The organism is Bradyrhizobium sp. DN3 (assembly GCF_041357655.1).
Lineage (GTDB): Bacteria > Pseudomonadota > Alphaproteobacteria > Rhizobiales > Xanthobacteraceae > Bradyrhizobium.
On sequence record NZ_JAULLN010000005.1, the window covers coordinates 120,153 to 144,848 of the forward strand.

Below are 24,696 nucleotides of genomic sequence, written 5' to 3' on the forward strand. Positions count from 1 at the left end.
TGCGAACTGCATGGCATTGCCGATCAGAATGGACACGACCGTTGACTTGGATCAATGGAGCGACCGGCGGCGCACTCACGATCCCGCATCACCTTCGCCCCAAAGGATCGGGAGAGACAGATGTCCAAAGAGACCAAGGCCGCGCACTGCTCTTGGCGCAGCTCACCGGTCCGCTCGCCCTGAAGATCCTTATCGTTGGTTTCATTGCCTGCACCATCAAGTCGTTCATCGTCTGGGCGATCGGATTCCACGTCTTCAAGATCAATGAAGGAAACATCATGAGGAAAGTTACCATCGGCGCCGTCCTGATTGCATCGATCGCAGCCGCTACCGGTGTCAGCACGCAGTCGCGTGCTGACACCGGCCAGGTTGCCGTCGTGTTCACCAAGGGTGGATTTATCGTCGGTGTCGGGGGCGGCGAAGGCGTCCTGCTATACCGGGGCAAGAAATATCCCTTCACGGTGTCCGGCATGAGCGTCGGCTTGACGGTCGGAGCGTCGACCACGAAGTTCGTCGGCCGCGCCCTCAATCTGAAGGGGCCGGCGTCCATCGAAGGCTCTTATGCCGTGGGTGGAGCGGGTGGGGCAGTCGCCGCAGGCGCTGGTGCCGTTCAGTTGCAGAACAGCAATGGCGTGATCCTCCAGCTCAGCGGCCCGCGAGTCGGCGCGGAAGTATCGGCTGCCGTCGGCGGCGTCACAATCCGCTTGAAGTGATCCGAACATGCAACGGGCTGCGCCACCGCAGCCCGTTCGCGTTTCAATATCGCTCGGCGACGAAATTCATTCCCTTTAGGCTGGCTTGGTCGTTGTAGCGTCCCTTCTCGGAGCGCTTCGGCAGCTTGATCGTGTCCTTCTTGATGCGCTTGTAGGGGATCGCGCCGAGGAGATGCGCGATGCAGTTCAGCCGTGCCTTTCGCTTGTCATCGGAGCGGATGATGTACCACGGCGCTTCCTTCGTGCTGGTCTGCTTGAGCATCAGATCGCGAGCTCGCGAATAGTCGTACCAGCGCCGGTAGGACTCTAGATCCATCGGGCTCAGCTTCCATTGCCGGACAGGGTCGTCGATGCGCGCGTGGAAGCGGCGTTCCTGCTCGTCCATGCCCACTTCGAGCCAGATCTTGATCAGGATGATGCCGCCATCGATGACGTATCTCTCCATCTGCGGGCAGAGCGTGAGGAAGCGCTCGTGCTCGGCGGGGGTGCAGAAGCCCATGACGTATTCCACGCCGGCGCGATTGTACCAGCTTCGGTCGAAGATCACGATCTCGCCGCCGGCCGGAAATCTCTCCATGTAGCGCTGGAAGAAGAGCTGCGTCTTCTCGCGGTCGGACGGCGCGGGCAGGGCAACGACGCGGAACACGCGCGGGCTGACCTTCTCGGTGATGGCCTTGATCGTCCCGCCCTTGCCGGCGGCGTCCCGGCCTTCGAACAAGACGATGACCCGCAGCTTGTTCTCCCGCACATAATCCTGGAGGTGGCACAGCTCGACCTGGAGCTTTTCAAGCTCCTTCTCGTAGTCCTTACGCTTCATCCGCTCCGCAGATACGTCCTTGGCCATGCCGATCCTTCCTGTTGCTCGTCAATCGTCCCAGGAAATGGTCACGCCGATGTCGCCGGGCACACCGCCAGGGAACTCGATGATCTGATAGGAGATGCGATAGCCGCGCGGTTTCAGATAATCGGTCCAGAGCTGGAAGATCTCTTTGGGGATGCCGGTCAGGGTGTTCTCCCAACCTTTTTCCATCTGATTGATAGCGCGTCCCTTGTCGGTGCAGAGGGAGTTGGGGAAACGATAGACCAGCACCTCCGTCAGGCCATTTCGCACCGCACGCTGGATGATGGTCGAGGCGAGCTTGATCTTCTCCTCTTCGGTCTTGCCGGAGGGCTTGCGCAAGCGCTCGATCAGCGCGCGCTTCTCGGCCTCGGCAGCGGTTGCGAGGCGGACATATTCCTCCGCCTTTTCGGCCTCCTTGAGGGCGGCTTCCTTTCGAATCTGGGCGGCGTTGGGGATGAGATCGTCGAGGCCGGGCATGGCTGCGGCTCCTGATGGTTATCCAATCAGCATCCGGGGAACGCTAAGTCCGGCGGAGGGCGTTCCCTTGATTCAAATCAAGCAAACCGGAAGCCTATCCGAACACAGTGGCACAAATGCGCATTTGACCGGGAGAGACGTTTGAGCGACCAGCTTCATCCGATGGCCCCGCACCATCTGCCATTCTATCTCGCGCCGGGCAGCGGGACCGATACGCTGATGGTGGTGATGGGCATATTTCTGATCGGGACTGTGCTCTGGATCGGCACGCTCTATTGGAAGCTGCACAGCCTGCCGGAGCGGATGGCGCACAAATCGCAAAAATTGCAGTTCGAGTTCGTTGCGGTGCTCGGCCTGATCTCGCTGTTTACGCACATGCACATCTTCTGGATTGCGGGGCTCCTGCTGGCGTTGATCGATCTCCCCGATTTCGGCACTCCGCTGCGCAGCATTGCCGGGTCGGTCGAGAAGATTGCAGAGGCAACGCCGGCCGGCAATGGCGAGGAAATCCCGACAGACGCTGCGGCTGCGCCGCCTCCAGCGGAAAAGCCCGGGTCTGCCAAGGAGAAGGAGCCCAGCCATGCTTGAGCTGCTGATCTGCTCCCTTGTCACGATCCTGCCGGACTACCTCTACCGTCGCTACGCCCAGGGCAAGCGCTTCGGCAAGGAGATCACCTTCTTCTCGATCTGGTACGAGCTGCGCTGGGGCATCACCGCCTGCCTGATGCTGACGGTGTCGCTGATCACGATGATCTTCTATTTCCATCCGTCCACGTCGTCGGCGACGCTCTACTTCCGTACCGTGCCGATCCTGCCCGAGGGCTCAGGCCGTGTGGCTGAGGTCAAGGTCGGCTTCACTGCGCCGGTGAAGAAGGGCGATGTGCTGTTCACGCTGGACGCCTCGAAGCAGCGGGCCGCCTACGAGACGGCGAAGCGAAAGGTCGCGGAGGTCGACGCCGCCATGCAGACGGCGCAGGCCGACGTGGTCAAGGCCGAGGCGCAGATCGGGGAAGCGAAAGCCAACTACCAGCAGGCCAAGGACGAGCTCGAGGTCAAGAGCGAACTCCAGCGTCGCAATCCAGGCATCGTCCCGCAACGTGATATCGACAAGCTCCAGGTCCTGGTTGACCAGCGCCAGTCCGGCATCGATGCGGCGACGGCCGCGAAGCAATCGGCATCCTTGCAGGTCTCCATCCTGCTGCCGGCACAGAAGGCCAGTGCGGAGGCCGCGCTCGACCAGGCCCAGGTCGATCTCGACAAGACCCTCGTGCGCGCCGGCGTCGACGGGCGCGTCGAGCAGTTCCTGGTTCGCCCCGGCGACGTTGTCAATCAGCTGATGCGCCCCGCAGGCGTTCTCGTTCCCGAAGGTGCTGGCCGCAAGGCGCTTCAGGCCGGTTTCGGCCAGATCGAGGCGCAGGTGATGAAGGAAGGCATGGTGGCGGAAGCGACCTGCATCTCGAAGCCATGGGTGATCATCCCGATGGTGATCACCACGGTGCAGGACTACATCGCTGCCGGACAGTTCCGATCCGGCGAGCAGCTGATCGATCCACAGAACGCCGTCCGTCCCGGCACCATCCTGGTATTTCTGGAGCCGCTTTACAAAGGCGGCCTGGATGGGGTCACACCCGGCAGCAGCTGCATCGTCAATGCCTACACCAGCAATCACGAGGAAATCTCGGCCAAGGACACTCCGACCAGCCGGAAGATCGCGCTGCACGTCGTGGACGGCGTCGGCCTCGTACACGCGCTGCTGCTGCGTATCCAGGCGCTGTTGCTGCCGATCCAGACACTTGTGCTGAGCGGTCATTGAACGGCCCAGGAAGGAAAGACGATATGTGTTCACGGAAGGTGGTCGCGCTCGGCACGGCGTTGCTGGTCCCGCTGCTTGTCATGGGTGGCCGTGCCGTTGCTCTCGACCTCAACGGTGCATGGGTGACCGATTCCAGCAATTGCCCCAAGGTGTTCGCGCGCAAGGGGATGCAGCTCGGCTTCACCGACATGTCCGATGTTTATGGCGGCGGCTTCATTGTCGATGGCGAACAGATCATCGGCAAGTTCGCCCGCTGCCGGATCAAGGCGCGGAAGGACGACGGTCCGACCGTCAATCTGGTTGCGGCCTGCGCGACCGACATGATGCTCTCCAGCGTTCAATTCAGCCTGAAAGAGCTGGATGCAAACAGCCTCATCCGGCTGTTCCCGGGCATGGAGGATATGGAGATTCGCTATCACCGTTGCCCGGCGCCCTAGCGACAAGTTGTGCCAGCTTTGACTCAAGTCAAACAAGCGGACCGCCAGCGCATTTCAATGTCCTTCATTCTAGGAGGACTCGCAATGAAACCAATAACAGGCTTTGGAAGGACATTGTTCGCTACCGGCGCAGCGTTGCTGCTTGCTGCGACCTCGCCGGCACGTGCGGATGACCCGGCCAAGATCCTCAAGTCGATGACGGACTATCTCGGCAGCCAGAAGACACTGTCCGCGTCATTCGACAGCGACATCGAGATCATCACCCCCGAGCTCCAGAAGATCCAGTTCGCAAGCTCCGGCCAGTTCAAGCTGGGGCGGCCCGACAAGCTGCGCGTCAGGCGCACCGGCGGCTATGCCGATGTCGAGCTGGTCTATGACGGAAAGACCGTCTCGCTCTACGGCAACGACGCCAAATCCTACATGCAGGCCGAGATGGCAGGCACGGTGGATCAGATGATCACCGAGATGCAGACCCATTCCGGACTCGGCATGCCCGGTACCGATTTGCTGCTCACCAACGCATTCGAGGAGCTGATGGCCACGGCCGCCGACGGCAAGCATGTCGGGCAGGGCGTGATCGACGGCGTCGAATGCGAGCATCTCGCATTTCGCACGGCCGACACGGACTGGCAGATCTGGATCGAAACGGGTGCAAAGCCGGTGCCGCGCAAATACGTGATCACCAGCAAAACGGTCACGGGCGCACCGCAATACACGTTGCGGACCAGAGACTGGAAGACCGACGCCTTTGCCGAGGATACGTTTGTATTCAAGGCGCCAGCCGGCGCCACCAAGGTCGACATCAACTCGGTCGCGATGGCGGATTTCGACGAACTTCCTCCGGGCACACCGACAGGAGCCAAGAAATGATCATGCTGCGGAAAACCTTGATCGGCGCGGCTGCAATGGTCGCTTTTGCCGCCGGACTGTCCTGGAACGGTGCGCCGCGTATCGACGAGAGCGGCTTCCTTTCGGAGGCGCAGGCGAGGGTGGGACGCCCCCTCACGCCCATGAGCTATGCCGGCGTCGCGCGTCGAACGACGCGCCGGGCGGTTGCGGTTGGCGCCGCGGCGGGAGCCGCCGGGGCCTATTATGCGCCCTCCTGCGCGCAGGTCGTGGACGCTTATGGGCGGGTCGTCACGCGGTGCTGAGGCCCGCCTCGGGGCTGTCCGTGCGGTGCAATCCCCGCTAAAATTGCCTGGAAAGCAGCTGCCGGAAGCTGCGAGGGTGTAGCATGAGCGGGGGCGCGTCCATTAACGGGGTGAGGCCGCGGCTCGTGGCCGCGTTACTTTGTCTCGGCCTGTTCGTCGCCCTGTGCCTGCCGCCCGAGCGCGCCGGGGCCGTCGAGCGAAGTCTGCGCGGCGAGCTCAAGCGCGTGCTGGTGTTGCATTCCTTCGGTCGCGAGTTTCGGCCGTGGAGTGAGTATGCGCGTGACATCAAGGCCGAACTGGAGCGGCAATCGCCCTGGCCGCTCGATATCCAGGAGCACGCGCTGCTCACCGCGCGCTTCAACAATCCTGGTCCCGAGGCGCCTTTCGTCGAGTATCTGCACTCGCTGTACCAGGGCGCGATGCCCGACATCGTGTTGAGCATCGGCGCGCCTGCCGCCCGGTTTGCGCAGAAATACCGCGCCAGACTGTTCCCCCACACGCCTTTGATTCTCTCTGCAGTCGAGCATCGACTGATCAATCGCGCCGATCTCGGCGACAACGATGTCGTCGTGGCGATCCGGAACGATTTCGTGGCGGCATTCGACAACATCCTTCGGGTTCTGCCCGACACCAGGTCGGTTGCGGTCGTCATCGGTGCCTCGCCGCTCGAGAAGTTTTGGGTAGAGGAGGTGAAGCGGGAGCTGAAATCTTTCGGCGAGCGGGTAGAGCTCGTCTGGTATTCGGATTTGTCGTTCGAGGAAATACTGAAACGCGCATCAAAACTCCCGCCGCACACTGTGCTGTTTTGGGGCCTGATGTCGGTCGATGCGGCTGGGGTCGTCCACGAGAGCGACATCGCCTTGCGCAGCCTGCACGCAGTCGCGAATGCTCCGATCTTCTCCTACCAGGAGCCGTTCTTCGGTAACAGCACGGTCGGTGGGCCGATGCATTTGATTGCGGACACGAGTTCGAGGACCGTCACCGCCGCGCTCGGCGTTCTCGGCGGTGCGAAACCGGCGAGCATCCATTATGAGCCGATCGGCTTCGCTGCGCCGAGATATGATTGGCGGGAATTGCAGCGCTGGGGCATCAGCGAGAGTCGTTTGCCTCCCGGCAGCGAGATCCTGTTTCGCGAGCCGAACATCTGGGTGCGCTATCGTTGGCAGATGTTGATGATCGCGGCGGTATTCCTGGTGCAGGCAGGTCTTATCAGCGGGTTGCTGCACGAGCGTCGCCGCCGCCGCGTCGCCGAAGTGGAATCGCGCCAGCGGCTCACAGAGCTGGCCCACGTCAATCGCTATTCGACTGTCGGCGAGCTCACGACCTCGATCGCGCACGAATTAAACCAGCCGCTCGGCTCTATCCTGACTAATGCGGAGACGGCGGAGCTCATGCTCAAGGCCAGTTCGCCGGACATTAACGAAATTCGTCAGATTCTTGCCGACATCAGGCGTGACGATCAACGCGCAAGCGAGGTGATCCGCAGGCTGCGCAGCGTTCTGAGAAAGACGCCGTTTGAGGTCAAGGACATCGAGCTCAACGATACGGTCCGCGAAGCGATCGGCCTTGTGAAGGCCGTCGCCGACGGACGCCGGATCACGCTGATCTACATGCCTGTGCTTGTCGATCTGCACGTCAAGGGAGATCCGGTCCAGCTTCAGCAGGTCATCCTCAACCTGATCATCAACGCGATGGATGCGATCTCCGATGCGGACACCGGAAAGCGCGAGGTCAGCGTTTCAACCCTCCGTGCCGGCAACCAGGCCGAGATCAGGATCACCGATACGGGACCCGGAATAGCCGCCTCCGATCTCGCAAACGTCTTCGATCCATTCTTCACGACCAAGCCGCAAGGCATGGGCATGGGACTCGCGATCGCCCGAACCATCATCGAGGCGCACCACGGCGCAATTGTCGCGGCGAACCAGCTCTCCGGAGGAGCCCTGTTCACGATCCGGCTTCCGATCACCCGCTGACAAGCGGTATTTTGATGATCATGCCTCTGGATCGGTGGGGGAAAGTCGTCTTGGCCTAAAATCTGGGGTGCATGATCGTGCGTCCTCTCGCTGCAGCAGCCGCGACGAACTCGTTTCGTTGATCTCGATCAACAAACGCCTGCGCTCCGGCTTGATCTTCCCACGTTGGAAGTCTGAGGGAGGATGTGATGTTTCGCTGCGGCAAGACCCTGATGGCGCTTGCGCTCCTAATGGCGACTTCGGTCGCTGCAACGGCGCAGACCACAACGACACCTGCAGCCCCAAATCCGCAGGCGCAGCCGGCGAGCCAGCCCGCGCCGTCGGCCGAGCTCCTTAGGCCTGAGCAGCTTGAAGCCTTGGTTGCGCCGATCGCGCTCTATCCCGACGAGCTGCTGGCCAATGTGCTGGCGGCCTCAACTTATCCGCTGGAGGTGGTGCAAGCCGACCGCTGGCTGAAGCAGCGCAAGCAGCTCAAGGGTGATGCGCTCAAGACGGAGGTGGACAAGCAGGGCTGGGACGACAGCGTCAAGGCGCTGGCCAGTACCGCCGATGTGTTGACCATGATGAGCGACCAGCTCGACTGGACCAAGAAGCTCGGCGACGCCTTTCTCGCCCAGCAACCCGATGTGATGGATGCGATCCAGCGCCTGCGCACCAAGGCCTATGACAACAAGAAGCTGGTCACGACCAAGCAGCAGAAGGTCAGTGTCCAGTCCCAGGAAGGCAAGCAGGTCGTCGTGATCCAGCAGGCCGATCCTTCAGCGATGTACGTGCCGTATTACGATCCGGCGACGGTCTACGGCAGCTGGCCCTATGCGGAGTATCCGCCGTACTATTGGGGCTATCCGTCCTATATCGGCGCCGGCATGGTTGCGGCGGGAATCGCCTTCGGCACCGCTTGGGCGATCGGACGCTGGGGCAATTACTGGGGCGGCGGCTGCAACTGGGGCAATCGCAACGTCTACGTCAACCATCGCACCACCAACATTGGCAATGGCTGGCAGCACAATCCGGCGCATCGCCAGGGCGTTCGCTACAATAACACCAATGTTCAGCAGCGCTTCGGCAACAACAATCTGAAGGCCGGCGTGTCGGACCGGATGGATTTCCGCGGTCGTGACGGCAATCAGGTCCTGCGACCCAATCAAGGTGCGGGAGATCGGGCGGGCGACCGTGCCGGTGATCGTGGCGGTCCGGGTGATCGCGCAGGTGACCGTGCGGGCAACCGCGGCGATCGGCCCGGCGGTGGCGATCGCGCTGGGGCCGCGGATCGTGCCAAGGGCGGTGGCGACCGGGCCAAGGGCGCAAGCAAAGGCGGCGGCGATCGCGCCAAGGCTGCCAATCGAGCCGGCGGCGGTGCTGCCGCCAATCGTGGTGGCGGCAATCGTAGCGGCAACCGCGGCGGCGCGATGAACGTCTCGTCGGGCCGATCGGCGGCCGCGGCATCGGCGCGCGGGCGTTCGAGCATGGCAAGCATGCCGCGCGGTGGCGGCGGCTTTGCCGGGCGGGGCGGTGGTGGCGGAATGGCCATGCATGGTGGCGGCGGTTTCCGTGGTGGCGGCGGAGGGGGCGGCTTCCGCGGCGGTGGCGGCGGCCGGCGCTCCGATATCGCGCTGAAACACGACGTTGTCCTACTCGGCCATCTTCCCAACGGCCTCGGCTACTATCGCTTCAGCTACATCGGCAGCAATAAGGCCTATGTCGGCGTGATGGCGCAGGAGGTCGAGCAGGTGATGCCTGCCGCCGTGACCCGTGGCAGCGATGGATATCTGCGTGTCCATTACGAAAAACTCGGGCTGACATTCCGCAGCTATGGTGAATGGCTCGCCGGCGGCGCGAAGATTCCTGCGGAGGTGACGCCATGACGGGCCTGAAATCGTTCCGCCGCGCGGTGTTGCCGGGCATCATGGCGCTGGCGCTTCTTGGCTCTGCGTCACAGGCACAGCAATCCTACAAGACGCCGGAGGACGCGGCGGCTACGCTTGCGGCCGCGGTCAAGAGCGGACCAAGCGACATTCTGAAGGTGCTTGGGCGCGCTGCTGAAGACATCGTCTCCTCCGGCGACGAGATCGCCGACAACGACATCCGCCAGCGCTTCTCGTCGATGTATGAAGCCAAGCACGGCATCAAGGCCGAGGGCAACAAGACTGCGACCCTGATGCTGGGGCCGGACAATTTCCCGTTCCCGATTCCGCTGGTCAACACGAGGAGCGGTTGGGAGTTCGACACCGACGAGGGACGGATCGAGGTGCTGCGGCGTCGCATCGGCCGCAACGAGCTCGACGCAATCCAGACCGCGCTCGCCTTTGTCGACGCGCAGAACGAATATGCCGACAAGGACCGCGGCGAAGGCGCCGGCGTCTATGCGCAGCGCATCGTTTCCTCGCCCGGCAAGAAGGACGGCCTGTTCTGGCGCGACGACAGCGACCCGAGCCCGCTTGGCGCGCTGGCAGCCGAAGCCTCGAAGGAGGGCTATCGCGCGGGCGATGTCGGACCTGAGCCCTATCACGGCTACTACTTCCGCATCCTCAAAGGACAGGGGCGGGATGCACCCGGCGGCGCGCTCAACTACGTCGTCAAGGGCAAGATGATCGGCGGCTTCGCCTTGATCGCCTGGCCAGCGGAGTACGGCAATTCGGGCGTGATGACGTTTCTGGTCAACCATGCCGGCATCGTTTACCAGAAGGATCTCGGCAAGCGCACGGCCTTCATCGCCGAGCGGACCACGCTGTTCGATCCCGACGAGACTTGGAAGAAGGTCGATGCCGAAAAACCGTGAACGGCGCGCGCGGCGGCGTGCATTTCGCCTGATCGCGCTCCTGCTGCTGGCACTCGGGCTAACCATGCCGGCGACGCCGTCCTTCGCGCAAGCGGCCGGTCATGTCAGAGTCAAGATCGTCAAGGCCGGCCTCTTGGTCGGCGGTGGCGCCGGCAACGGCGTGCTGACGTACCGCGGTAAGACCTATCCGTTCAAGATCAGCGGCCTGAGTTTCGGCATCACGGTCGGCGCCACGGTCGGCCGTCTCGACGGCTGGGCCTCGGGCATCCGCGAGATCAGTGACTTCGCCGGCACCTACAGCTCCGTCGGCGGCGGTTTTGCGCTGGTCGGCGGCGTCAGCGGCGTTCACCTTCGCAACGAAAAGGGCGTGACGATGGTGCTGCAGGGCCCGAAAGCGGGACTCGAGCTGGCGGCCAATATCAGTCAGATCACGATCGCCTTGAGATGAGGCTCAAGCGGGGCGCGCGGACCCAAGAGTGAGAGTCAGGCGTACTGTCCTCGGATCATCGCTTCTCGCAGGCTTGAAACCTGACTTCGCGAACACGCTGCGCATGGGCGCGTTGTCGGACAGAACCTCGGCCGTGAGCTCCTGCATCCCATGCGCCCGCGCGATGTCGATGAGGTGCCGTAGCAGCAGGGAGCCGATCCCGCGGCTTTGCCAGGCATCCACCACGACGAAGGCCATCTCGGCCCGACCGGGATCTGTGACCACGTAGCGGCCACCGCCGATGATGGTGAGACGACCCTGTTCCTCGACGAGGGCGGCCAGCGCAACGTGATTGCTGAAATCCACGTTCATGAAGAAGGCGCGCTCCTTCTCCGAGAAGTGCCGCTTCATGACGAAGAACCGGCTCTGGAGCGAGCTCGGCCCGGTGCGCTCGATGGCAGCGAGCATGTCCGCCTCGTCGCTCGCTCGAAGCGCGCGGATCTGGACCGGAGTGCCGTCCTTCAGTACGGCTTGCGCGCTGTAACTTGCGATTTGTGACATGCCGATGTCGTCCGGCGAAATCAGCTCGTCAAGTGAGCCGCGTCTCATGAACTCGATTGCAGGATAAGAGTCCTTTCAAGCGTGCAGATCACCTTGACCTAGATCAACGTTCGTCCTGCCCGGCGCCGTCAATTGTCGAACCCGACAAAGAGGTCGACAACATGTCAATAGACAAGGTGCAAGTTCCGGGCGGTCCAATGTCGGGGCTGTTCGCCTCGGCGATCGAATACTTGGTCGATGCTGGACAACGCAGTGTCCTATTCCTGGATATCATGCGCCGGCGCGGTGATCAGTACAGGGAACACCTCGCGCAAACTGCGCCGCATGTTCTCCAATATGCGGCCGAACTGATCACGGACGGCCGCAAACTCGTCGAGCCGGTCAATTACGCGCTGGTGCGCATCGTTCCGCCGGACAATGTCGAGATCGACCTGAACCGTCGGCCTTTCATTGTGGTCGATCCGCGCGCGGGCCACGGCCCCGGCATCGGTGGCTTCAAGGCGGACAGCGAGATCGGCGTGGCAATGAAAGCAGGCCATCCCTGCTATTTCATCGGATTTCTGCCGGATCCGATGCCCGGTCAGACCATTGAGCGTATCGCGCGTGCAGAAGCCATATTCATCGAAAAGGTCATGAACCTTCACCCGGATGCCGACGGCAAGCCCTGTGTGATCGGCAATTGCCAGGCCGGTTGGGCCATCATGATCCTGGCCTCGCTGCGTCCTGAACTGTTCGGGCCGCTGATCATCGCCGGCGCGCCGCTCAGCTATTGGGCCGGCGTGCGCGGAAAATATCCAATGCGCTACTCCGGAGGCCTCTTGGGCGGGAGTTGGCTCACGGCGCTCACCAGCGATCTCGGCGCCGGCAAATTCGACGGCGCTTGGCTAGTGCAGAATTTTGAGAGCCAGAACCCGTCAAACACGCTGTGGACCAAGCAGTACAACGTCTATTCGAAGGTCGACACAGAGGCAGAGCGTTATCTCGAATTCGAGCGTTGGTGGGGCGGCCACGTCAATCTGAACGCCGCGGAGATCCAGTTCATCGTCGACGAGCTGTTCGTCGGCAACAATCTTGCGGCAGGCAACATCGAATTGCCCGACGGCCGCAAGGTCGATCTCCGCAACATCAGGTCGCCGATCGTGGTGTTCTGCTCGGAGGGCGACAACATCACGCCACCGCAACAGGCGCTGCATTGGATCTTGGATTGCTACGCCGACGTCGACGAGATCAGGGCCTATGGGCAGACCATCGTCTACACCGTGCACAAGAGCATCGGTCATCTCGGTATTTTCGTCTCCGGTGGCGTTGCCAAGAAGGAACATGCGGAGTTTTCCAGCAACATCGACCTGATCGACGTTCTTCCACCCGGGCTCTATGAAGCCACCTTCGAGGCGAAAGGCGAGGACACCGCGAGTTCGGATCTGGTGGTCGGCCAGTGGGTAATGCGCTGCGAGGCGCGGACCCTCGATGACATCCGAGCCATGGGGGGCAACTCGCCCGAAGACGAGCGGCGCTTTGCCACTGCCAAACGCGTCTCGGAGATCAATCTGGCGGCGTACCAGAAATTTCTTCAGCCATGGATCAAGGCCATGGTGACGCCCCAGATGGCCGAATGGGCCCACAACATGCACCCGCTGCGGCTGCAATACGAGCTCTTCAGCAACCGGAATCCCTATATGGCGATGGTGAAATCGTTGGCCGAGAAGGCCGTCGAGGAGCGCAAGCCGGTCGCGAGGGACAATCCATTCCTGGCGTTCCAGGAGCAGATGTCGAAGCAGATCGTGCATGCCCTGGACAGCTGGCGCGATTCACAGGAGGCGCTCAGCGAAGCGATCTTCCTCAGCGTCTACGGGTCGCCGGCGCTGCAGGCCGCAGTCGGAATTGATCCCACTTCCGTGCCATCCCGGCGGCGTGAAATGTCCGTCGAGCATCGCGCCATGCTCGAAAAGCGCATCGACGATCTGAAGTCGCGGATCGGCGAGGGCGGCCTTCGTGAAGCGGCGCTGCGCGCCTTGCTCTATGTCGGCTCGGCGCGGGGGATGGTCGACGAACGAAGTATCGAGGCTTTGCGCCAGATTCGCCGCAAACATGGTGGCGCACGCATGAGCCTTGCCGAATTCAAAATGCTGGTGCGGGAGCAGTTCTTCATGCTGCTGCTCGATCGTGACGGGGCGCTCGGCGCTATTCCGAAGCTGCTGCCTGACGACATGAATCGTCGCCGCGGGGCTTTCGAGGCGATCGAGCAGGTGCTTTCGGCCAGTGAGGATGTCACGGGCGAGCGCGCAATCCGCCTGCGGCAGGTCGCCGGCCTGTTTGGCATCGACACAATGGAAGATGCCGACAAGGCGTCGAACGTTGCCCCTTTCGATCCGAAAGCGAGGGCCTCGTAGCGCGAGTTGCACAGATCGGGAGCGACATCATGCCACTAGATGCGACGGCCACGCACTCTCCCAGCAAGTATGATCGCCTGATCGCCGCGGCCAAGGCGATCCCGCCGGCGCCGACCGTCGTCGTGCATCCCTGCGACGAGACATCGATGCGGGGCGCGGTCGACAGCGCGGCGGCCGGCATCATCCGGCCCCTGCTGGTCGGGCCGGAACGGAAGATCAGGGATACGGCCGCCAGGTTCGCACTGGACATTTCCGGCTATGAAATCGTCGATGCCGCTCACAGCGACGATGCCGCGGCGAAGGGCGTCGAATTGATCCACGCCGCCCGCGGCGAACTGCTGATGAAGGGCAGCCTGCACACCGATGAGTTAATGCGGGCCGTCACCGCGAAGGCCGGAGGCTTGCGGACGGATCGGCGTATAAGCCACGTTTTCGTCATGGACGTGCCGGCCTATGCCGAGACCATCTTTGTCACTGACGCCGCCATCAACATCTTTCCCGATCTGGATGCCAAGCGGGACATCATCCAGAATGCGATCGACCTCTACAACCAGGCCGGCTTCGGCCAGTCGCCGCGGGTCGCCATCCTCTCTGCGGTCGAAACAGTCACATCGAAAATCCCATCCACGATCGAGGCCGCGGCGCTCTGCAAGATGGCGGACCGCGGACAGATCACCGGCGGCGTGCTCGACGGGCCGCTGGCGTTCGACAATGCGATCGACCTGGAGTCCGCGCGGATCAAGGGCATCAAATCCGAGGTCGCCGGCCGGGCACAGATCCTGGTCGTGCCTGACCTTGAATCGGGCAACATGCTCGCTAAGAATCTCGCCTATTTCGCCAAGGCCGACGGAGCCGGCATTGTGCTCGGCGCGCGCGTGCCGGTTGTCCTGACCTCGCGTGCGGACAGTCCGCGGGCGCGGATGGCGTCCTGTGCGGTCGCGGCACTTTATGCTCACGCCCGGCGCCAGAAGGCGCCGACCATTGCGGCGTGACCGCCATGGACAGCATCCTCGTCGTCAACGCCGGCTCCTCGAGCGTCAAGTTCCAGGTCTTCGTGATCGAGGGGGAAGGCACGCTTCGCCGGTTGATCAAGGGGCAGGTGGACGGCATCGGCAGCCGCCCGCGCCTGCGGGCGAGCGGCGCGGGCAGCGATCCCATGGCCGACCGGGCCTATCCGATCGAGGCCATTCCGGACGTTCCGGCGGCGATGAACCTGGCAGGCGAATGGCTGCGGAACGAAGTTCGTATCCATCCCATGGCGGTCGGGCATCGCGTGGTGCACGGTGGACCGGACTATGAGCGGCCGGTTCTGGTCGATCATGGCGTGGTGGCGCGGCTGGAGCGCTTCGTCGCCCTGGCGCCGCTGCACCAGCCACACAATCTGGCGCCGATCCGCTCGATCCTGGCCAATTTCCCGACCGTGCCGCAGGTCGCTTGCTTCGATACCGCGTTTCACCGCACGCACGGCCCGCTGGCCGATCATTACGCCATTCCGCACCAGCTCCATGCCGAAGGCGTGCGGCGCTATGGCTTCCACGGGCTTTCCTATGAATACATATCCAGAACGCTACCCCAGACTGCACCGGAGATCGCAGAACGGCGCGTGATCGTCGCCCATCTCGGCAGCGGCGCATCGATGTGCGCCATGAAGGGCGGACAAAGCGTCGAGAGCACCATGGGATTCACCGCGCTTGACGGGCTGCCGATGGGCACGCGCCCCGGCCAGCTCGATCCGGGCGTCGTGCTGTATCTAATGTCCGAGAAGGGCATGACAGCCTCGAAGGTGCAGGATTTCCTCTATCGCGATTGCGGATTGAAAGGTCTGTCCGGCGTCAGCAACGACATGCGCGCGCTGGAGGCAAGCACCGATCCGCAAGCGAAGCTGGCAGTCGATTATTTCGTCTATCGCATTGGCCTCAACGCCGGGATGCTCGCCGCTGCGCTGCAAGGTGTTGACGCGTTCGTCTTTACCGCCGGCATCGGAGAGAACTCGAGCGGCATTCGGGCCCGCGTTGCGGCACACCTCGGCTGGCTCGGCGCAGCGCTTGATGCAACCGCGAATGCCCGTCACGCACGGCTGATATCGACGAAGAGCAGTCGCATCCCGGTCTACGTCATCCCGACCGACGAGGAGCTGATGATCGCGCAGCATACGTTGTCGCTGCTGATGAATGGCCAGTCGCCCAACGCCAGACATGAGAGGGTGTCATGATTCCAGTATATCCGGACAGCAAGGTCGCCCTGAAGGGGAAGAAAGGCCTCGTCGTCGGCATCGCCAACGACCAGTCGATCGCCTGGGGCTGCGCCAGGGCGTTTCGCGCACTCGGCGCCGATCTCGCCGTCACTTACCTGAACGACCGCGCCAAGAAGCACGTCGAGCCGCTCGCGCAGGCACTGGGGGCGCCGATCTTCCTGCCGCTCGACGTCATGGTTGAAGGCCAGACTGAAGCGGTGTTCGAGCGGATCAAGTCGGAGTGGGGGCAGCTCGATTTCCTGCTTCATTCCATCGCCTTCTCGCCGAAGGAGGCGCTGCACGGCCGCGTCGTCGATGTCGGCCGTGACGGCTTCCTGAAGACAATGGACGTCTCCTGCTGGTCATTCCTGCGAATGGCACATCTTGCCGAACCCTTGATGAAGAACGGCGGCACGATGTTCACCATGACCTATTACGGCAGCCAGATGGTGGTGGAGAACTACAACATCATGGGCGTCGCGAAGGCAGCCCTCGAGGCCTCCGTCCGTTACGCTGCCGCCGAATTAGGCCCGAAAGGCATCCGGGTCCACGCGATCTCGCCAGGACCGCTCGCCACGCGCGCAGCGTCAGGCATTCCCGAATTCGACGAGCTGATGGACAAAGCGCAGTCGAAAGCTCCCTCGCGCAGCCTCGTCAGCATCGATGATGTCGGCAATGCCACAGCGTTCCTGGCGCTCGACGGCGCCAAGCTGATCACCGGTGGTGTGCTCTATATCGACGGCGGCTATCACATCATCGATTGATCGCGCCGCCGCGTTGCCAAGCCGGGCTGGCAGTCTGAGCCATGGGCTGACGATGACATATTGCCACTGTGTTGCCCGACGGGTCAACCTCTTTCGTAAAAAAAGAAATCGTAATGCCGTCAATCTCATGGCTACTGTGCATGGGGTTGTTTTTCGACTTTTTTGATTCAGCGATAGTGCAGCGCGATCAACTCGGCGACGCAAGCAGGCTTCTTGCCGCCCTCGATCTCGATCACGAGGTGATAGTTGACGCGCAGCCCGTCCGGCGGCACGTCCTCGGCTTCGGCAATCGTGACGCGGCCGCGCAGTTTCGAGCCCGCCGGCACCGGCGCAAGATACCTGATCCGGTCGGCGCCGTAGTTGAGCGTGTTGCGCAGGCCCTTCAGGCCGATGACCGAGCGGATGAAGAGTGGGGCCAGTGCCAGTGACAGCAGGCCGTGGGCGATGGTCTTGCCGCCGGGAATCTCTTGCTTCGCGCGCTCCTGGTCGACATGGATCCATTGCTCGTCGCAGGTCGCCTCGGCGAATTGGTTGATGCGGTCCTGCGTGATCTCGATCCAGTCGCTGGCACCGATCTCGGAGCCGACGGCAGATTTGATCTCGTCGAAGTCGCTGAATATCCGCATGAGTTAACCTGCTCAGAGTCTCATTTCCGGAACACTGTCGGGGATGGCGAGCTCGGCCTCCGTTAGCGCCAAGACCTCGCCGACGCTCATGCCGGGCGCGGTTTCGAGCAACGTGGCCTTGCCATCCGGGAAACCAATCACGGCCATGTCGGTCACGACCAAACTCACAGGACGCGCCGAGGTCAGCGGCAAGGAGCATTTTGCCACGATCTTGGACTTGCCCTTCGCCGCGTGCTGCATGGCGACGATCACGCGCCGTGCGCCGCTGACGAGGTCCATTGCGCCACCCATGCCTGGCACCATCTTGCCAGGGATCATCCAATTGGCCAGATGGCCTTGTGCATCGACCTGAAGGCCACCGAGCACGGTGACATCGACGTGGCCGCCGCGGATCAATCCGAACGACATTGCGCTATCGAAGGTGGAGGCGCCCGGCAGCGCACTGATCGGGCGCCCGCCGGCATCGGTCAGTGTTGGATGGGCCATGCCCTGCTCTGGAATCGGCCCGGTGCCGATCAATCCATTCTCCGACTGGAAGAACACTTTCAGATCGGACGGCACGTAGTTCGCGACCAGCGTCGGAATGCCGATACCGAGATTGACGAGGTTGCCGCTCCTCAACTCCTTGGCGACGCGCCGGGCGATAATGATCTGGGAATCCATGATGTCACCCGTTGGTGATGAGATAGTCGACGAGCGGTGCGGGGGTGACGACGTGATCGGGCGCAATCACGCCAACGGGCACAATGTGCTCGGCCGTCACGATGACGGTGTCCGCCGCCATCGCCATGACCGGGTTGAAATTGCGCGAAGTGAGCGCGTAGGCGAGGTTGCCGAGATAGTCGGCGAGGAAGGCGTGCACCAATGCGAATTGCGCCCGCAGCGCCGTTTCCAGCAGGAATGGCTTGCCGTCGACTTCGATCTGACGCTTGCCTTCGGCAACCAGCGTTCCGACGCCCGTGGGCGTCAGCACGCCGCCGAGGCCGCATCCGCCGGCCCGGATGCGTTCGACGAACGTGCCTTGCGGAACGAGATCGACGGCGATCTGGTTGGCCAGCATCTGCTGCTGCGCCTTCGGATTGAGGCCGATATGCGTTGCCGTCAGCTTTGATACCAACGCCTGATCGAACAGCTTGCCGACGCCCTTGCCGGGCGTCGCCGCGTCGTTCGAGATCAAAGTCAGGCCTGCCTTCTTCTGGCGAACGACTTCGTCGAGCAGCCGCTCCGGAGTCCCGACTCCCATGAATCCGCCAATCATGACGCTGGCGCCCGCCGGGATCATCGCAACGGCTTCTTCGACGGAAACGGCCTTCATGATTGAAACTCCCGGTCGGCCGACGATGGGTAGAAGGGCGGCAATGCGCGGATGTTGGAGCTCGACGATTGCTCTCCCTTGATCTGCATCAAGGCTTCCAATCATTCGATTCGGGGTGCGTGGATGCCGATGCTTCCGAGTATTTCGTGCCAAAGCTTGCGAACGCCGGCGTGACGCTGTTCGAGGGCCGCACTCACCGCATTTCGATGCGGCGCCAGGTCCGCACCCGCTCCGCCAGCCGATAAGTAGCGAAATTGTGCTTGTTAACCACGCACATCATCGCGATCAATCTGCCCCAATATTACGCGAGCCAGTTCCGACGGATTCTCAACAGCTGAGAAGTGGCCGGTATTCTTGAGCGCCACCATCTGCGCAGCAGGGATCAGCGACCGCGTGCGTTCGCGCTCATTCGGCTGAGACCAGTCGCTGTCGCCATAAATGAGCGTCACCGGAGCCGAGATCTGCCGATAGTAGTCGCGGGCCTTGCTCCAGGATCGCCAACCAGCCAGCACCTTGCGTGCGATCCGCTTGTATCCCGGGCGGTGGGCGACTTCGTCGAACTCGGCGAGCAGATCGGCCGGCAGCCTGCGGGGATCGTGATATCCCCGCCCATGATCTTGCCGAGGATCATCTTGTTTTCGAGCGACGCATTCACCGCGCCGAGCACCGGGATCTGCAAACTTCCGATGATGAAATTCGCGAGCCAGTTGCCGCGTCGAATCCCGTCCCCGTAGCGGGTCTCGTAGTCGTAAGGGTTGATCGCATAGACCCGCTTCACGCGCTGTGGAAGCGACGCCGCCACCGTGAGGGCCAGTGCCCCGCCGATCGACTCGCCCACGATCGTGACGTTCGAGAGATCGAGCTCGCCGATGAAGCCAATGACAGCCCGCCTGAAGTAGGGTTCGTCAAAGCTCGCAGTTGAATCTATTGGTGAGTGTCCATGGCCTGGAAGGTCAATGGCGTACACCGTGTGCGATCCGGCGAGAAGGGGGGCAAGACTGCGGAAATATTCGAGCTGCGTCCGGATCGTATGTATGAGGAGCAGCGGAGGTCCGTTGCCGGTCTTTTGAAAACGTACACTCAGCGTGTCGGATATCTTGAGCAGACTTGGTTTGATGTCACTCGGGCTAAGCATTCGATCTCTCTTTGCTTTAAGGGGGTGATCTTTCAAACGGCAGCGGCGTCGCGAACCTGTTCGCCCGCTGCATCCAAAAGCGCCTGGGCCAGATCAGGGTCGTTGACGACGCGCGATAGCGTCACCGCGCCGACCATGGTTGAGAGAATGGCCATGGTCTTGCCGCGGGACGCCTCGCCGCCGGTCTCGGCAATGAAGCGGCCGAGCACGTCGAGATGTGCCTTGATTCCCGCTTCGAAGGCCGCCTTCACGTCGGGGCCCTGTCGGGCAGCATCTGAGCCGAGCGCCACGATCGGGCAGCCGTCCATCTTTTCTTCGCGATGGTCGCCGCTGAGGTAGAACGCGATCACCGCGCCAAGCGGATCGTCCGGATTCTGCTCGGCCGCGTCCGACCATCGATGGGACGCACTTTCCAACGCGCGCCTGGACGCTTCTATCGCCAAATCCTCTTTTGACGCGAATTGCTTGTAGAAGGCGCCCTGGGTTAGCCCGGCCGCCTCCATCAGATCCTTGAGCCCGATCCCATCGAATCCGCGCTCCCTGAAGAGGCGGCTTGCCACATTGATCACGGTTTGGCGGTTCTCCGCGGCCTGAACGCGACTTACTCGCATCGGCATCCTCCATTTTAGATTACATTCGAACTCTAATATGTCAGATAGAAGCCGAGCGCAATCTATCAAGGGCCCAAGAGCGCTCTTTTGGGGGGAGACCGCCCTCCAATCTCGCTTGGAGGCCTGAAATCACACTTTCGTTGCCCCCTCCGTTTTTAGATTGCGAACGACATCTAAATGGAATATAGAGTTCGAATGAAATCTAATTCTGGGAGACGGACATGAAGATGCGGGGTTTTGCGGTCTTGGCCGGTATTTTGATCCCGGCAGGGGTGGCCACATTCGTTGCTCTCGCCATTCCAGCTAAAGAAGCCTCTGCCGTGGGCGACCCGAGGCAGGAGCCGCCGATGGTCAGGCTGATCACGGCCGCGCGGGTGGGCGGATCCGAGCGCGGGTTCACAGGCACCATCGGCGCGCGGGTGGAAAGTAATCTGGGCTTTCGCGTCGCCGGTAAGATTGTCGAACGGCTCGTGAATGTCGGTGAGCAGGTCAAGTCCGGGCAACCGCTGATGCGGATCGACGAAACCGACCTGCGCCTTGCGCTTACGGCGAAGCGCAACGCAGTCGCCGCAGCGCGCGCAACGGTCGTTCAGACGGATGCGGATGAGCGGCGATACGCCAACCTCGTCAACGACGGGTGGACGTCCCGGCAGCGATACGAGCAGGCGAAGGCCGCGTCGGATACGGCCAAAGCGCAGCTCGCATCGGCGGAAGCCGAAGCAGGGGTCGCCGAGAACCAAGCAACTTACTCCGTCCTGGTGGCGGATGCGGACGGAACGGTCACCCAAACGCTTGGCGAGCCCGGACAAGTGGTCTCCGCCGGCCAGACCGTGGTTCGGCTTGCACAGGCCGGTCCTCGCGAAGCCGTGGTGACGCTTCCCGAAACGATCCGGCCGGCGATCGGCTCGCTGGCCGAGGCAAGCCTGTATGGGAACGATGGGCAACGCTATGCGGCGCATCTCCGGCAGTTGTCCGATTCCGCCGACGCCCAAACCCGCACCTACGAGGCGCGCTATGTGCTCGACGGTGAAGCTGCGGCCGCACCGCTTGGCGCGACGGTCACTATTCGGCTTGCAAGCCAGGAGGCTAAGCCGGAAGTCCAGGTCCCGCTGGGAGCCGTGCTTGATAACGGCAGAATGACAGGCATCTGGGTGTTCGACAGCGCCAGCTCGACCGTGCGCTTTCAGCCCATCAAGCTCCTGCGTGTGACCAGCGAAACGGCCGTTGTTTCTGGATCGAATTCCGGTGACCAAATTGTTTCCCTCGGTGCTCACCTCCTGCACGAGGGCGCGCGCGTCAGGACTGCCTCTGAAAGCAGGAGCAACTGATGAGCTTCAATCTTTCCGCGCTGGCCGTTCGCGAGCGGGCCGTAACCCTCTTTTTCATCCTTCTGCTGGCGGCCGCGGGCGCCTACGCCTTCGTCATGCTCGGGCGGGCCGAGGACCCGTCCTTCACCATCAAGACGCTGACGGTGACCACGGTATGGCCGGGCGCGACGGCGAGCGAGATGCAGGACCAGGTCGCCGAACCCCTGGAGAAGCGGATTCAGGAGCTCACCTGGTACGACCGGGTGGAGACGACCACGCGGCCCGGTTATGCGTACATGACGGTGACGCTGAAGGACAGCACGCCGCCATCGAGCGTGCAGGAGGAGTTTTATCAGGCCCGCAAGAAGCTAGGCGATGAAGCCCGCAAGCTGCCCTCTGGCGTGCTTGGCCCCTTCGTCAACGACGAATATTCGGACGTGAGCTTCGCCCTTTATGCCCTCAAGGCCAAGGGCATGCCGATGCGCGAGCTCGCAAGGCAAGCCGAGACCATTCGTCAGGATCTCCTGCACGTGCCCGGCGTGAAGAAGATCAATATCCTCGGTGAGCGTCCCGAACAGATATTCATCGAGTTTTCCTATGCCAAACTGACGACCCTCGGCATATCGGCACAGGATATTGTTGCCGCCTTGCAGCGGCAGAACACGGTCACACCGGCAGGCTCGATCGACACCAAGGGGCCGCAGGTCTTCATCCGGGTCGATGGCGCTTATGATAGCGTTCAGGCGATCGCCGACACCCCGATCGTCGCTGCGGGGCGGACGCTGAAACTCTCCGACATCGCGGAAGTCCGCCGCGGTTACGAGGATCCTCCCACCTACCTGATCCGACACCAGGGCGAGCCCGCTGTGATGCTCGCTGCGGTTATGCAAGAGGGCTGGGATGGCCTCGCGCTCGGCAAGGCGCTGGAAGCGAGGTCCGCAGCTATCTCTCGCACGCTCCCACTCGGGATGACGCTGGCCAAGGTCAGCGACCAGGCCGTCAACATCACCTCGGCGGTTGACGAATTCATGATGAAGTTCGCGATGGCGCTCGGCGTGGTGCTGCTGGTGAGCCTGCTCAGCCTCGGCTGGCGCGTTGGCATCGTTGTCGCGGCTGCCGTCCCTTTGACGCTTGCCGTCGTGTTTCTCATCATGTTGGAGACCGGTCGGTTCTTCGACCGGATCACGCTCGGCGCTCTCATCCTGGCGCTCGGCCTTCTCGTCGACGATGCCATCATCGCCATCGAGGTGATGGTGGTGAAAATGGAAGAGGGCATGGATCGCCTATCGGCGGCGGCTTATGCGTGGAGTCACACGGCGGCGCCGATGCTGTCCGGAACACTCGTAACGGTCGCCGGGTTTCTGCCGGTGGGCTTCGCCCGCTCGACGGCTGGCGAATACGCCGGCAACATCTTCTGGGTGGTGGGCTTTGCCCTCATCGTCTCCTGGATCGTCGCGGTGGTCTTCACGCCCTATCTTGGCGTCAGGATGCTGCCCGCGATCGAGCCCGTCGCAGGCGGTCACCAAGCGATCTACGACACACCGAACTATCGGCGCCTGCGAGCGCTCATCACCCTCGCGGTACGCCATAAGTTCGTGACCAGCGCCATCGTCGCGGTCGCCTTCGCGCTTGCCGGGGCCGGCATGGGCGCCGTCAAACAGCAGTTCTTCCCGACCTCCGACCGCCCGGAAGTGCTGGTGGAGGTCCGTCTGCCGGAAGGTACCAGCATCGAGACGACGACGGCCACGGTCGAGAAGCTCGAACACTGGCTTGACCACCAGTCGGAGGCCAAGATCGTGACGAGCTATGTCGGTCAGGGAGCGCCGCGCTTCTTCTTCGCGATGGCGCCGGAGCTGCCCGATCCAGCCTTTGCCAAGATCGTCGTACTGACACCGGACGCAGAGGCCCGCGAGGCTTTGAAGCACCGGCTCCGAGAAGCGGTTTCACAGGGCCTTGCAGCTGAGGCCAATGTGCGCGTCACCCAGCTCGTTTTCGGACCATATACGCCTTTCCCGGTGGAGTTTCGGGTGATGGGGCCTGATCCGGCGCAATTGTACGATATTTCTCAAAAGGCCCTCGGTGTCATGCGTGGCGTTCCCGACGTACGGCAGGCCAATCGCGACTGGGGTAATCGCACGCCCGTGCTCCGCTTCATCCCGGATCAGGATCGACTGAATCTCATCGGTCTTTCGCCAGCCGAGGTGGGCCGGCAGCTCCAGTTCCTGCTCACGGGCATCACGGTTACGCAGGTCCGCGAGGATATCCGCAATGTCCCCATCGTGGCGCGCAGCGCCGGCGGCGAGCGGCTGGATCCGGCGCGTCTGGCGGATTTCTCGTTGACGAGCCGGGACGGCCGCTCGATCCCGCTCGACCAGGTCGGCCACTCGGAAGTCCGACTTGAAGAGCCGATTCTCAAGCGCCGTGATCGCACACCAGTCGTCACGATCCGCTCGGACATCAATGAGGCGACCCAACCCCCGGAGGTCTCCAAGGAGATCAAGACGGCCCTTCAACCGCTGATCGCATCCCTTCCGGCCGGTTATCGTATCGAGTTGGGCGGATCGATCGAGGAGGCAACTAAGGCCAATGACGCACTGGCGACGATCTTTCCCGCCATGATAGCCGCCATGTTGATCGTCGTCATGCTCCAGGTGCGATCGTTCTCGACGATGGCGATGGTCATGCTAACGGCCCCGCTGGGCTTGGTCGGCGTCGTGCCGATGTTGCTCACCTTCAATCAGCCGTTCGGATTCAACGCGATTCTGGGCCTGATAGGACTGGCCGGCATCCTGATGCGCAATACTCTGATCCTGACCGAACAAATCAAGGAGAACCGCGCTGCCGGCCTTGATGACTATCACGCCGTCATCGAGGCCACGGTGCAACGTACGAGGCCGGTGATCCTGACCGCGCTTGCTGCGGTGCTGGCCTTCATCCCTCTAACGCACTCAGTCTTCTGGGGATCGATGGCCTATACGCTGATCGGCGGCACGGCGGTCGGAACGGTCCTGATTCTGTTGTTCCTTCCTGCACTTTACGCCGCCTGGTTTCGGATCAAGCCGACCGTAGATGACCTCCACGAGGGTTCGCGCGAGAAGCCGGAATTGCGACCAGCATTGGCTGCCGAGTAGGGCTCCGTC

General features: G+C 62.4%; 25 protein-coding genes. 16 read left to right on the forward strand and 9 right to left on the reverse strand.

Going from position 1 to position 24,696, the window contains the following annotated elements:
- The first annotated feature begins 278 nt into the window (after positions 1-278).
- Positions 279-713 (forward strand): hypothetical protein, encoded by a 435-nt coding sequence (locus AAE027_RS09830; RefSeq protein WP_370987768.1) that lies wholly within the window; start codon positions 279-281, stop codon positions 711-713.
- A gap of 43 nt (positions 714-756) precedes the next feature.
- On the opposite strand, the gene ppk2 is transcribed toward AAE027_RS09830, so the two are convergent.
- Together ppk2 and AAE027_RS09840 are read right to left on the reverse strand one after the other, a co-directional pair.
- Entirely contained in the window at positions 757-1,557 is an 801-nt protein-coding gene (ppk2, locus tag AAE027_RS09835; RefSeq protein WP_370987581.1) for a polyphosphate kinase 2, read from the reverse strand.
- Positions 1,558-1,578: 21 nt separating this feature from the next.
- Entirely contained in the window at positions 1,579-2,031 is a 453-nt protein-coding gene (locus AAE027_RS09840) for a hypothetical protein (RefSeq protein ID WP_128932322.1), read from the reverse strand.
- Positions 2,032-2,193: 162 nt separating this feature from the next.
- On the opposite strand from AAE027_RS09840, the gene AAE027_RS09845 reads away from it, so the two are divergent.
- The 9 genes from AAE027_RS09845 (at position 2,194) to AAE027_RS09885 (ending at position 10,635) form a co-directional block, all read left to right on the forward strand.
- Positions 2,194-2,619 (forward strand): hypothetical protein, encoded by a 426-nt coding sequence (locus tag AAE027_RS09845; RefSeq protein ID WP_370987769.1) that lies wholly within the window; start codon positions 2,194-2,196, stop codon positions 2,617-2,619.
- The gene (locus AAE027_RS09850) at positions 2,612-3,844 is read left to right on the forward strand and encodes an HlyD family secretion protein (protein ID WP_091878428.1); all 1,233 of its coding nucleotides are present in this window, start codon (positions 2,612-2,614) and stop codon (positions 3,842-3,844) included. The genes AAE027_RS09845 and AAE027_RS09850 overlap by 8 nt, the downstream gene beginning before the upstream one ends.
- A gap of 38 nt (positions 3,845-3,882) precedes the next feature.
- Positions 3,883-4,281, forward strand: a complete 399-nt coding sequence (locus AAE027_RS09855) for a hypothetical protein (protein ID WP_370987582.1) — start codon at positions 3,883-3,885, stop codon at positions 4,279-4,281.
- Between the two features lie 84 nt (positions 4,282-4,365).
- Positions 4,366-5,151, forward strand: coding sequence for a DUF2092 domain-containing protein (locus AAE027_RS09860; RefSeq protein ID WP_370987583.1), 786 nt, complete (start codon positions 4,366-4,368; stop codon positions 5,149-5,151).
- The gene (locus AAE027_RS09865; RefSeq protein WP_128956318.1) at positions 5,148-5,432 is read left to right on the forward strand and encodes a hypothetical protein; all 285 of its coding nucleotides are present in this window, start codon (positions 5,148-5,150) and stop codon (positions 5,430-5,432) included. The genes AAE027_RS09860 and AAE027_RS09865 overlap by 4 nt, the downstream gene beginning before the upstream one ends.
- An 83-nt stretch (positions 5,433-5,515) precedes the next feature.
- The gene (locus tag AAE027_RS09870; RefSeq protein WP_370987584.1) at positions 5,516-7,408 is read left to right on the forward strand and encodes an ATP-binding protein; all 1,893 of its coding nucleotides are present in this window, start codon (positions 5,516-5,518) and stop codon (positions 7,406-7,408) included.
- A gap of 188 nt (positions 7,409-7,596) precedes the next feature.
- Complete coding sequence (locus tag AAE027_RS09875; protein WP_370987585.1) at positions 7,597-9,273, forward strand: DUF3300 domain-containing protein; 1,677 nt, start codon at positions 7,597-7,599, stop codon at positions 9,271-9,273.
- Positions 9,270-10,187: a DUF2950 domain-containing protein gene (locus AAE027_RS09880; RefSeq protein WP_370987586.1), complete on the forward strand. Its 918-nt coding sequence runs from the start codon at positions 9,270-9,272 to the stop codon at positions 10,185-10,187. Before AAE027_RS09875 ends, AAE027_RS09880 begins: the two co-directional genes overlap by 4 nt.
- Positions 10,171-10,635, forward strand: a complete 465-nt coding sequence (locus tag AAE027_RS09885) for a hypothetical protein (RefSeq protein WP_370987587.1) — start codon at positions 10,171-10,173, stop codon at positions 10,633-10,635. Before AAE027_RS09880 ends, AAE027_RS09885 begins: the two co-directional genes overlap by 17 nt.
- A 3-nt stretch (positions 10,636-10,638) precedes the next feature.
- Here AAE027_RS09885 and AAE027_RS09890 read toward each other — a convergent pair whose 3' ends face one another.
- Positions 10,639-11,223, reverse strand: coding sequence for a GNAT family N-acetyltransferase (locus tag AAE027_RS09890; protein WP_370987588.1), 585 nt, complete (start codon positions 11,221-11,223; stop codon positions 10,639-10,641).
- 113 nt (positions 11,224-11,336) lie between these two features.
- On the opposite strand from AAE027_RS09890, the gene AAE027_RS09895 reads away from it, so the two are divergent.
- From AAE027_RS09895 to fabI, 4 genes are read left to right on the forward strand one after another with little or no spacing between them, the layout of a single operon-like run.
- Positions 11,337-13,565 (forward strand): DUF3141 domain-containing protein, encoded by a 2,229-nt coding sequence (locus AAE027_RS09895; protein ID WP_370987589.1) that lies wholly within the window; start codon positions 11,337-11,339, stop codon positions 13,563-13,565.
- A 14-nt stretch (positions 13,566-13,579) separates the two neighbouring features.
- A complete protein-coding gene (locus tag AAE027_RS09900) occupies positions 13,580-14,557 on the forward strand; it encodes a phosphate acetyltransferase (protein ID WP_370987770.1) in 978 nt (325 codons plus the stop codon).
- A gap of 5 nt (positions 14,558-14,562) precedes the next feature.
- Positions 14,563-15,777: an acetate/propionate family kinase gene (locus AAE027_RS09905; protein ID WP_370987590.1), complete on the forward strand. Its 1,215-nt coding sequence runs from the start codon at positions 14,563-14,565 to the stop codon at positions 15,775-15,777.
- Positions 15,774-16,562, forward strand: a complete 789-nt coding sequence (gene fabI / locus AAE027_RS09910; protein ID WP_130215645.1) for an enoyl-ACP reductase FabI — start codon at positions 15,774-15,776, stop codon at positions 16,560-16,562. Before AAE027_RS09905 ends, fabI begins: the two co-directional genes overlap by 4 nt.
- Positions 16,563-16,729: 167 nt before the next feature.
- On the opposite strand, the gene AAE027_RS09915 is transcribed toward fabI, so the two are convergent.
- From AAE027_RS09915 to AAE027_RS09940, 6 genes are all read right to left on the reverse strand, one after another.
- On the reverse strand, positions 16,730-17,188 hold the full coding sequence (locus AAE027_RS09915; RefSeq protein WP_370987591.1) for a MaoC family dehydratase: 459 nt from the start codon (positions 17,186-17,188) through the stop codon (positions 16,730-16,732).
- Between the two features lie 12 nt (positions 17,189-17,200).
- On the reverse strand, positions 17,201-17,851 hold the full coding sequence (locus AAE027_RS09920) for a 3-oxoacid CoA-transferase subunit B (protein WP_370987592.1): 651 nt from the start codon (positions 17,849-17,851) through the stop codon (positions 17,201-17,203).
- A gap of 4 nt (positions 17,852-17,855) precedes the next feature.
- The gene (locus tag AAE027_RS09925) at positions 17,856-18,503 is read right to left on the reverse strand and encodes a CoA transferase subunit A (protein ID WP_091878398.1); all 648 of its coding nucleotides are present in this window, start codon (positions 18,501-18,503) and stop codon (positions 17,856-17,858) included.
- Positions 18,504-18,766: 263 nt separating this feature from the next.
- Complete coding sequence (locus AAE027_RS09930) at positions 18,767-18,952, reverse strand: alpha/beta fold hydrolase (RefSeq protein ID WP_370987593.1); 186 nt, start codon at positions 18,950-18,952, stop codon at positions 18,767-18,769.
- Positions 18,949-19,638: an alpha/beta hydrolase gene (locus AAE027_RS09935; RefSeq protein WP_370987594.1), complete on the reverse strand. Its 690-nt coding sequence runs from the start codon at positions 19,636-19,638 to the stop codon at positions 18,949-18,951. The genes AAE027_RS09930 and AAE027_RS09935 overlap by 4 nt, the downstream gene beginning before the upstream one ends.
- Before the next feature lie 32 nt (positions 19,639-19,670).
- A complete protein-coding gene (locus tag AAE027_RS09940; RefSeq protein WP_370987595.1) occupies positions 19,671-20,249 on the reverse strand; it encodes a TetR/AcrR family transcriptional regulator in 579 nt (192 codons plus the stop codon).
- A gap of 221 nt (positions 20,250-20,470) precedes the next feature.
- Between AAE027_RS09940 and AAE027_RS09945 the strand changes: the two genes are divergently transcribed.
- Complete coding sequence (locus AAE027_RS09945; protein WP_370987596.1) at positions 20,471-21,577, forward strand: efflux RND transporter periplasmic adaptor subunit; 1,107 nt, start codon at positions 20,471-20,473, stop codon at positions 21,575-21,577.
- Positions 21,577-24,687: an efflux RND transporter permease subunit gene (locus AAE027_RS09950; protein ID WP_370987597.1), complete on the forward strand. Its 3,111-nt coding sequence runs from the start codon at positions 21,577-21,579 to the stop codon at positions 24,685-24,687. The genes AAE027_RS09945 and AAE027_RS09950 overlap by 1 nt, the downstream gene beginning before the upstream one ends.
- Positions 24,688-24,696 lie beyond the last annotated feature (9 nt).

Coding starts and splice junctions, on each gene's coding strand:
- AAE027_RS09830 (WP_370987768.1), top strand. CDS start 279: ATGAGGAAAGTTACCATCGGCGCCGTCCTGATTGCATCGATCGCAGCC.
- AAE027_RS09945 (WP_370987596.1), top strand. CDS start 20,471: ATGAAGATGCGGGGTTTTGCGGTCTTGGCCGGTATTTTGATCCCGGCA.
- AAE027_RS09845 (WP_370987769.1), top strand. CDS start 2,194: ATGGCCCCGCACCATCTGCCATTCTATCTCGCGCCGGGCAGCGGGACC.
- AAE027_RS09920 (WP_370987592.1), bottom strand. CDS start 17,851: ATGGATTCCCAGATCATTATCGCCCGGCGCGTCGCCAAGGAGTTGAGG.
- AAE027_RS09885 (WP_370987587.1), top strand. CDS start 10,171: ATGCCGAAAAACCGTGAACGGCGCGCGCGGCGGCGTGCATTTCGCCTG.
- AAE027_RS09865 (WP_128956318.1), top strand. CDS start 5,148: ATGATCATGCTGCGGAAAACCTTGATCGGCGCGGCTGCAATGGTCGCT.
- ppk2 (WP_370987581.1), bottom strand. CDS start 1,557: ATGGCCAAGGACGTATCTGCGGAGCGGATGAAGCGTAAGGACTACGAG.
- AAE027_RS09840 (WP_128932322.1), bottom strand. CDS start 2,031: ATGCCCGGCCTCGACGATCTCATCCCCAACGCCGCCCAGATTCGAAAG.
- AAE027_RS09880 (WP_370987586.1), top strand. CDS start 9,270: ATGACGGGCCTGAAATCGTTCCGCCGCGCGGTGTTGCCGGGCATCATG.
- AAE027_RS09905 (WP_370987590.1), top strand. CDS start 14,563: ATGGACAGCATCCTCGTCGTCAACGCCGGCTCCTCGAGCGTCAAGTTC.
- AAE027_RS09940 (WP_370987595.1), bottom strand. CDS start 20,249: ATGCGAGTAAGTCGCGTTCAGGCCGCGGAGAACCGCCAAACCGTGATC.
- AAE027_RS09860 (WP_370987583.1), top strand. CDS start 4,366: ATGAAACCAATAACAGGCTTTGGAAGGACATTGTTCGCTACCGGCGCA.
- AAE027_RS09895 (WP_370987589.1), top strand. CDS start 11,337: ATGTCAATAGACAAGGTGCAAGTTCCGGGCGGTCCAATGTCGGGGCTG.
- AAE027_RS09870 (WP_370987584.1), top strand. CDS start 5,516: ATGAGCGGGGGCGCGTCCATTAACGGGGTGAGGCCGCGGCTCGTGGCC.
- AAE027_RS09850 (WP_091878428.1), top strand. CDS start 2,612: ATGCTTGAGCTGCTGATCTGCTCCCTTGTCACGATCCTGCCGGACTAC.
- AAE027_RS09875 (WP_370987585.1), top strand. CDS start 7,597: ATGTTTCGCTGCGGCAAGACCCTGATGGCGCTTGCGCTCCTAATGGCG.
- fabI (WP_130215645.1), top strand. CDS start 15,774: ATGATTCCAGTATATCCGGACAGCAAGGTCGCCCTGAAGGGGAAGAAA.
- AAE027_RS09915 (WP_370987591.1), bottom strand. CDS start 17,188: ATGCGGATATTCAGCGACTTCGACGAGATCAAATCTGCCGTCGGCTCC.
- AAE027_RS09950 (WP_370987597.1), top strand. CDS start 21,577: ATGAGCTTCAATCTTTCCGCGCTGGCCGTTCGCGAGCGGGCCGTAACC.
- AAE027_RS09925 (WP_091878398.1), bottom strand. CDS start 18,503: ATGAAGGCCGTTTCCGTCGAAGAAGCCGTTGCGATGATCCCGGCGGGC.
- AAE027_RS09935 (WP_370987594.1), bottom strand. CDS start 19,638: ATGCTTAGCCCGAGTGACATCAAACCAAGTCTGCTCAAGATATCCGAC.
- AAE027_RS09890 (WP_370987588.1), bottom strand. CDS start 11,223: ATGAGACGCGGCTCACTTGACGAGCTGATTTCGCCGGACGACATCGGC.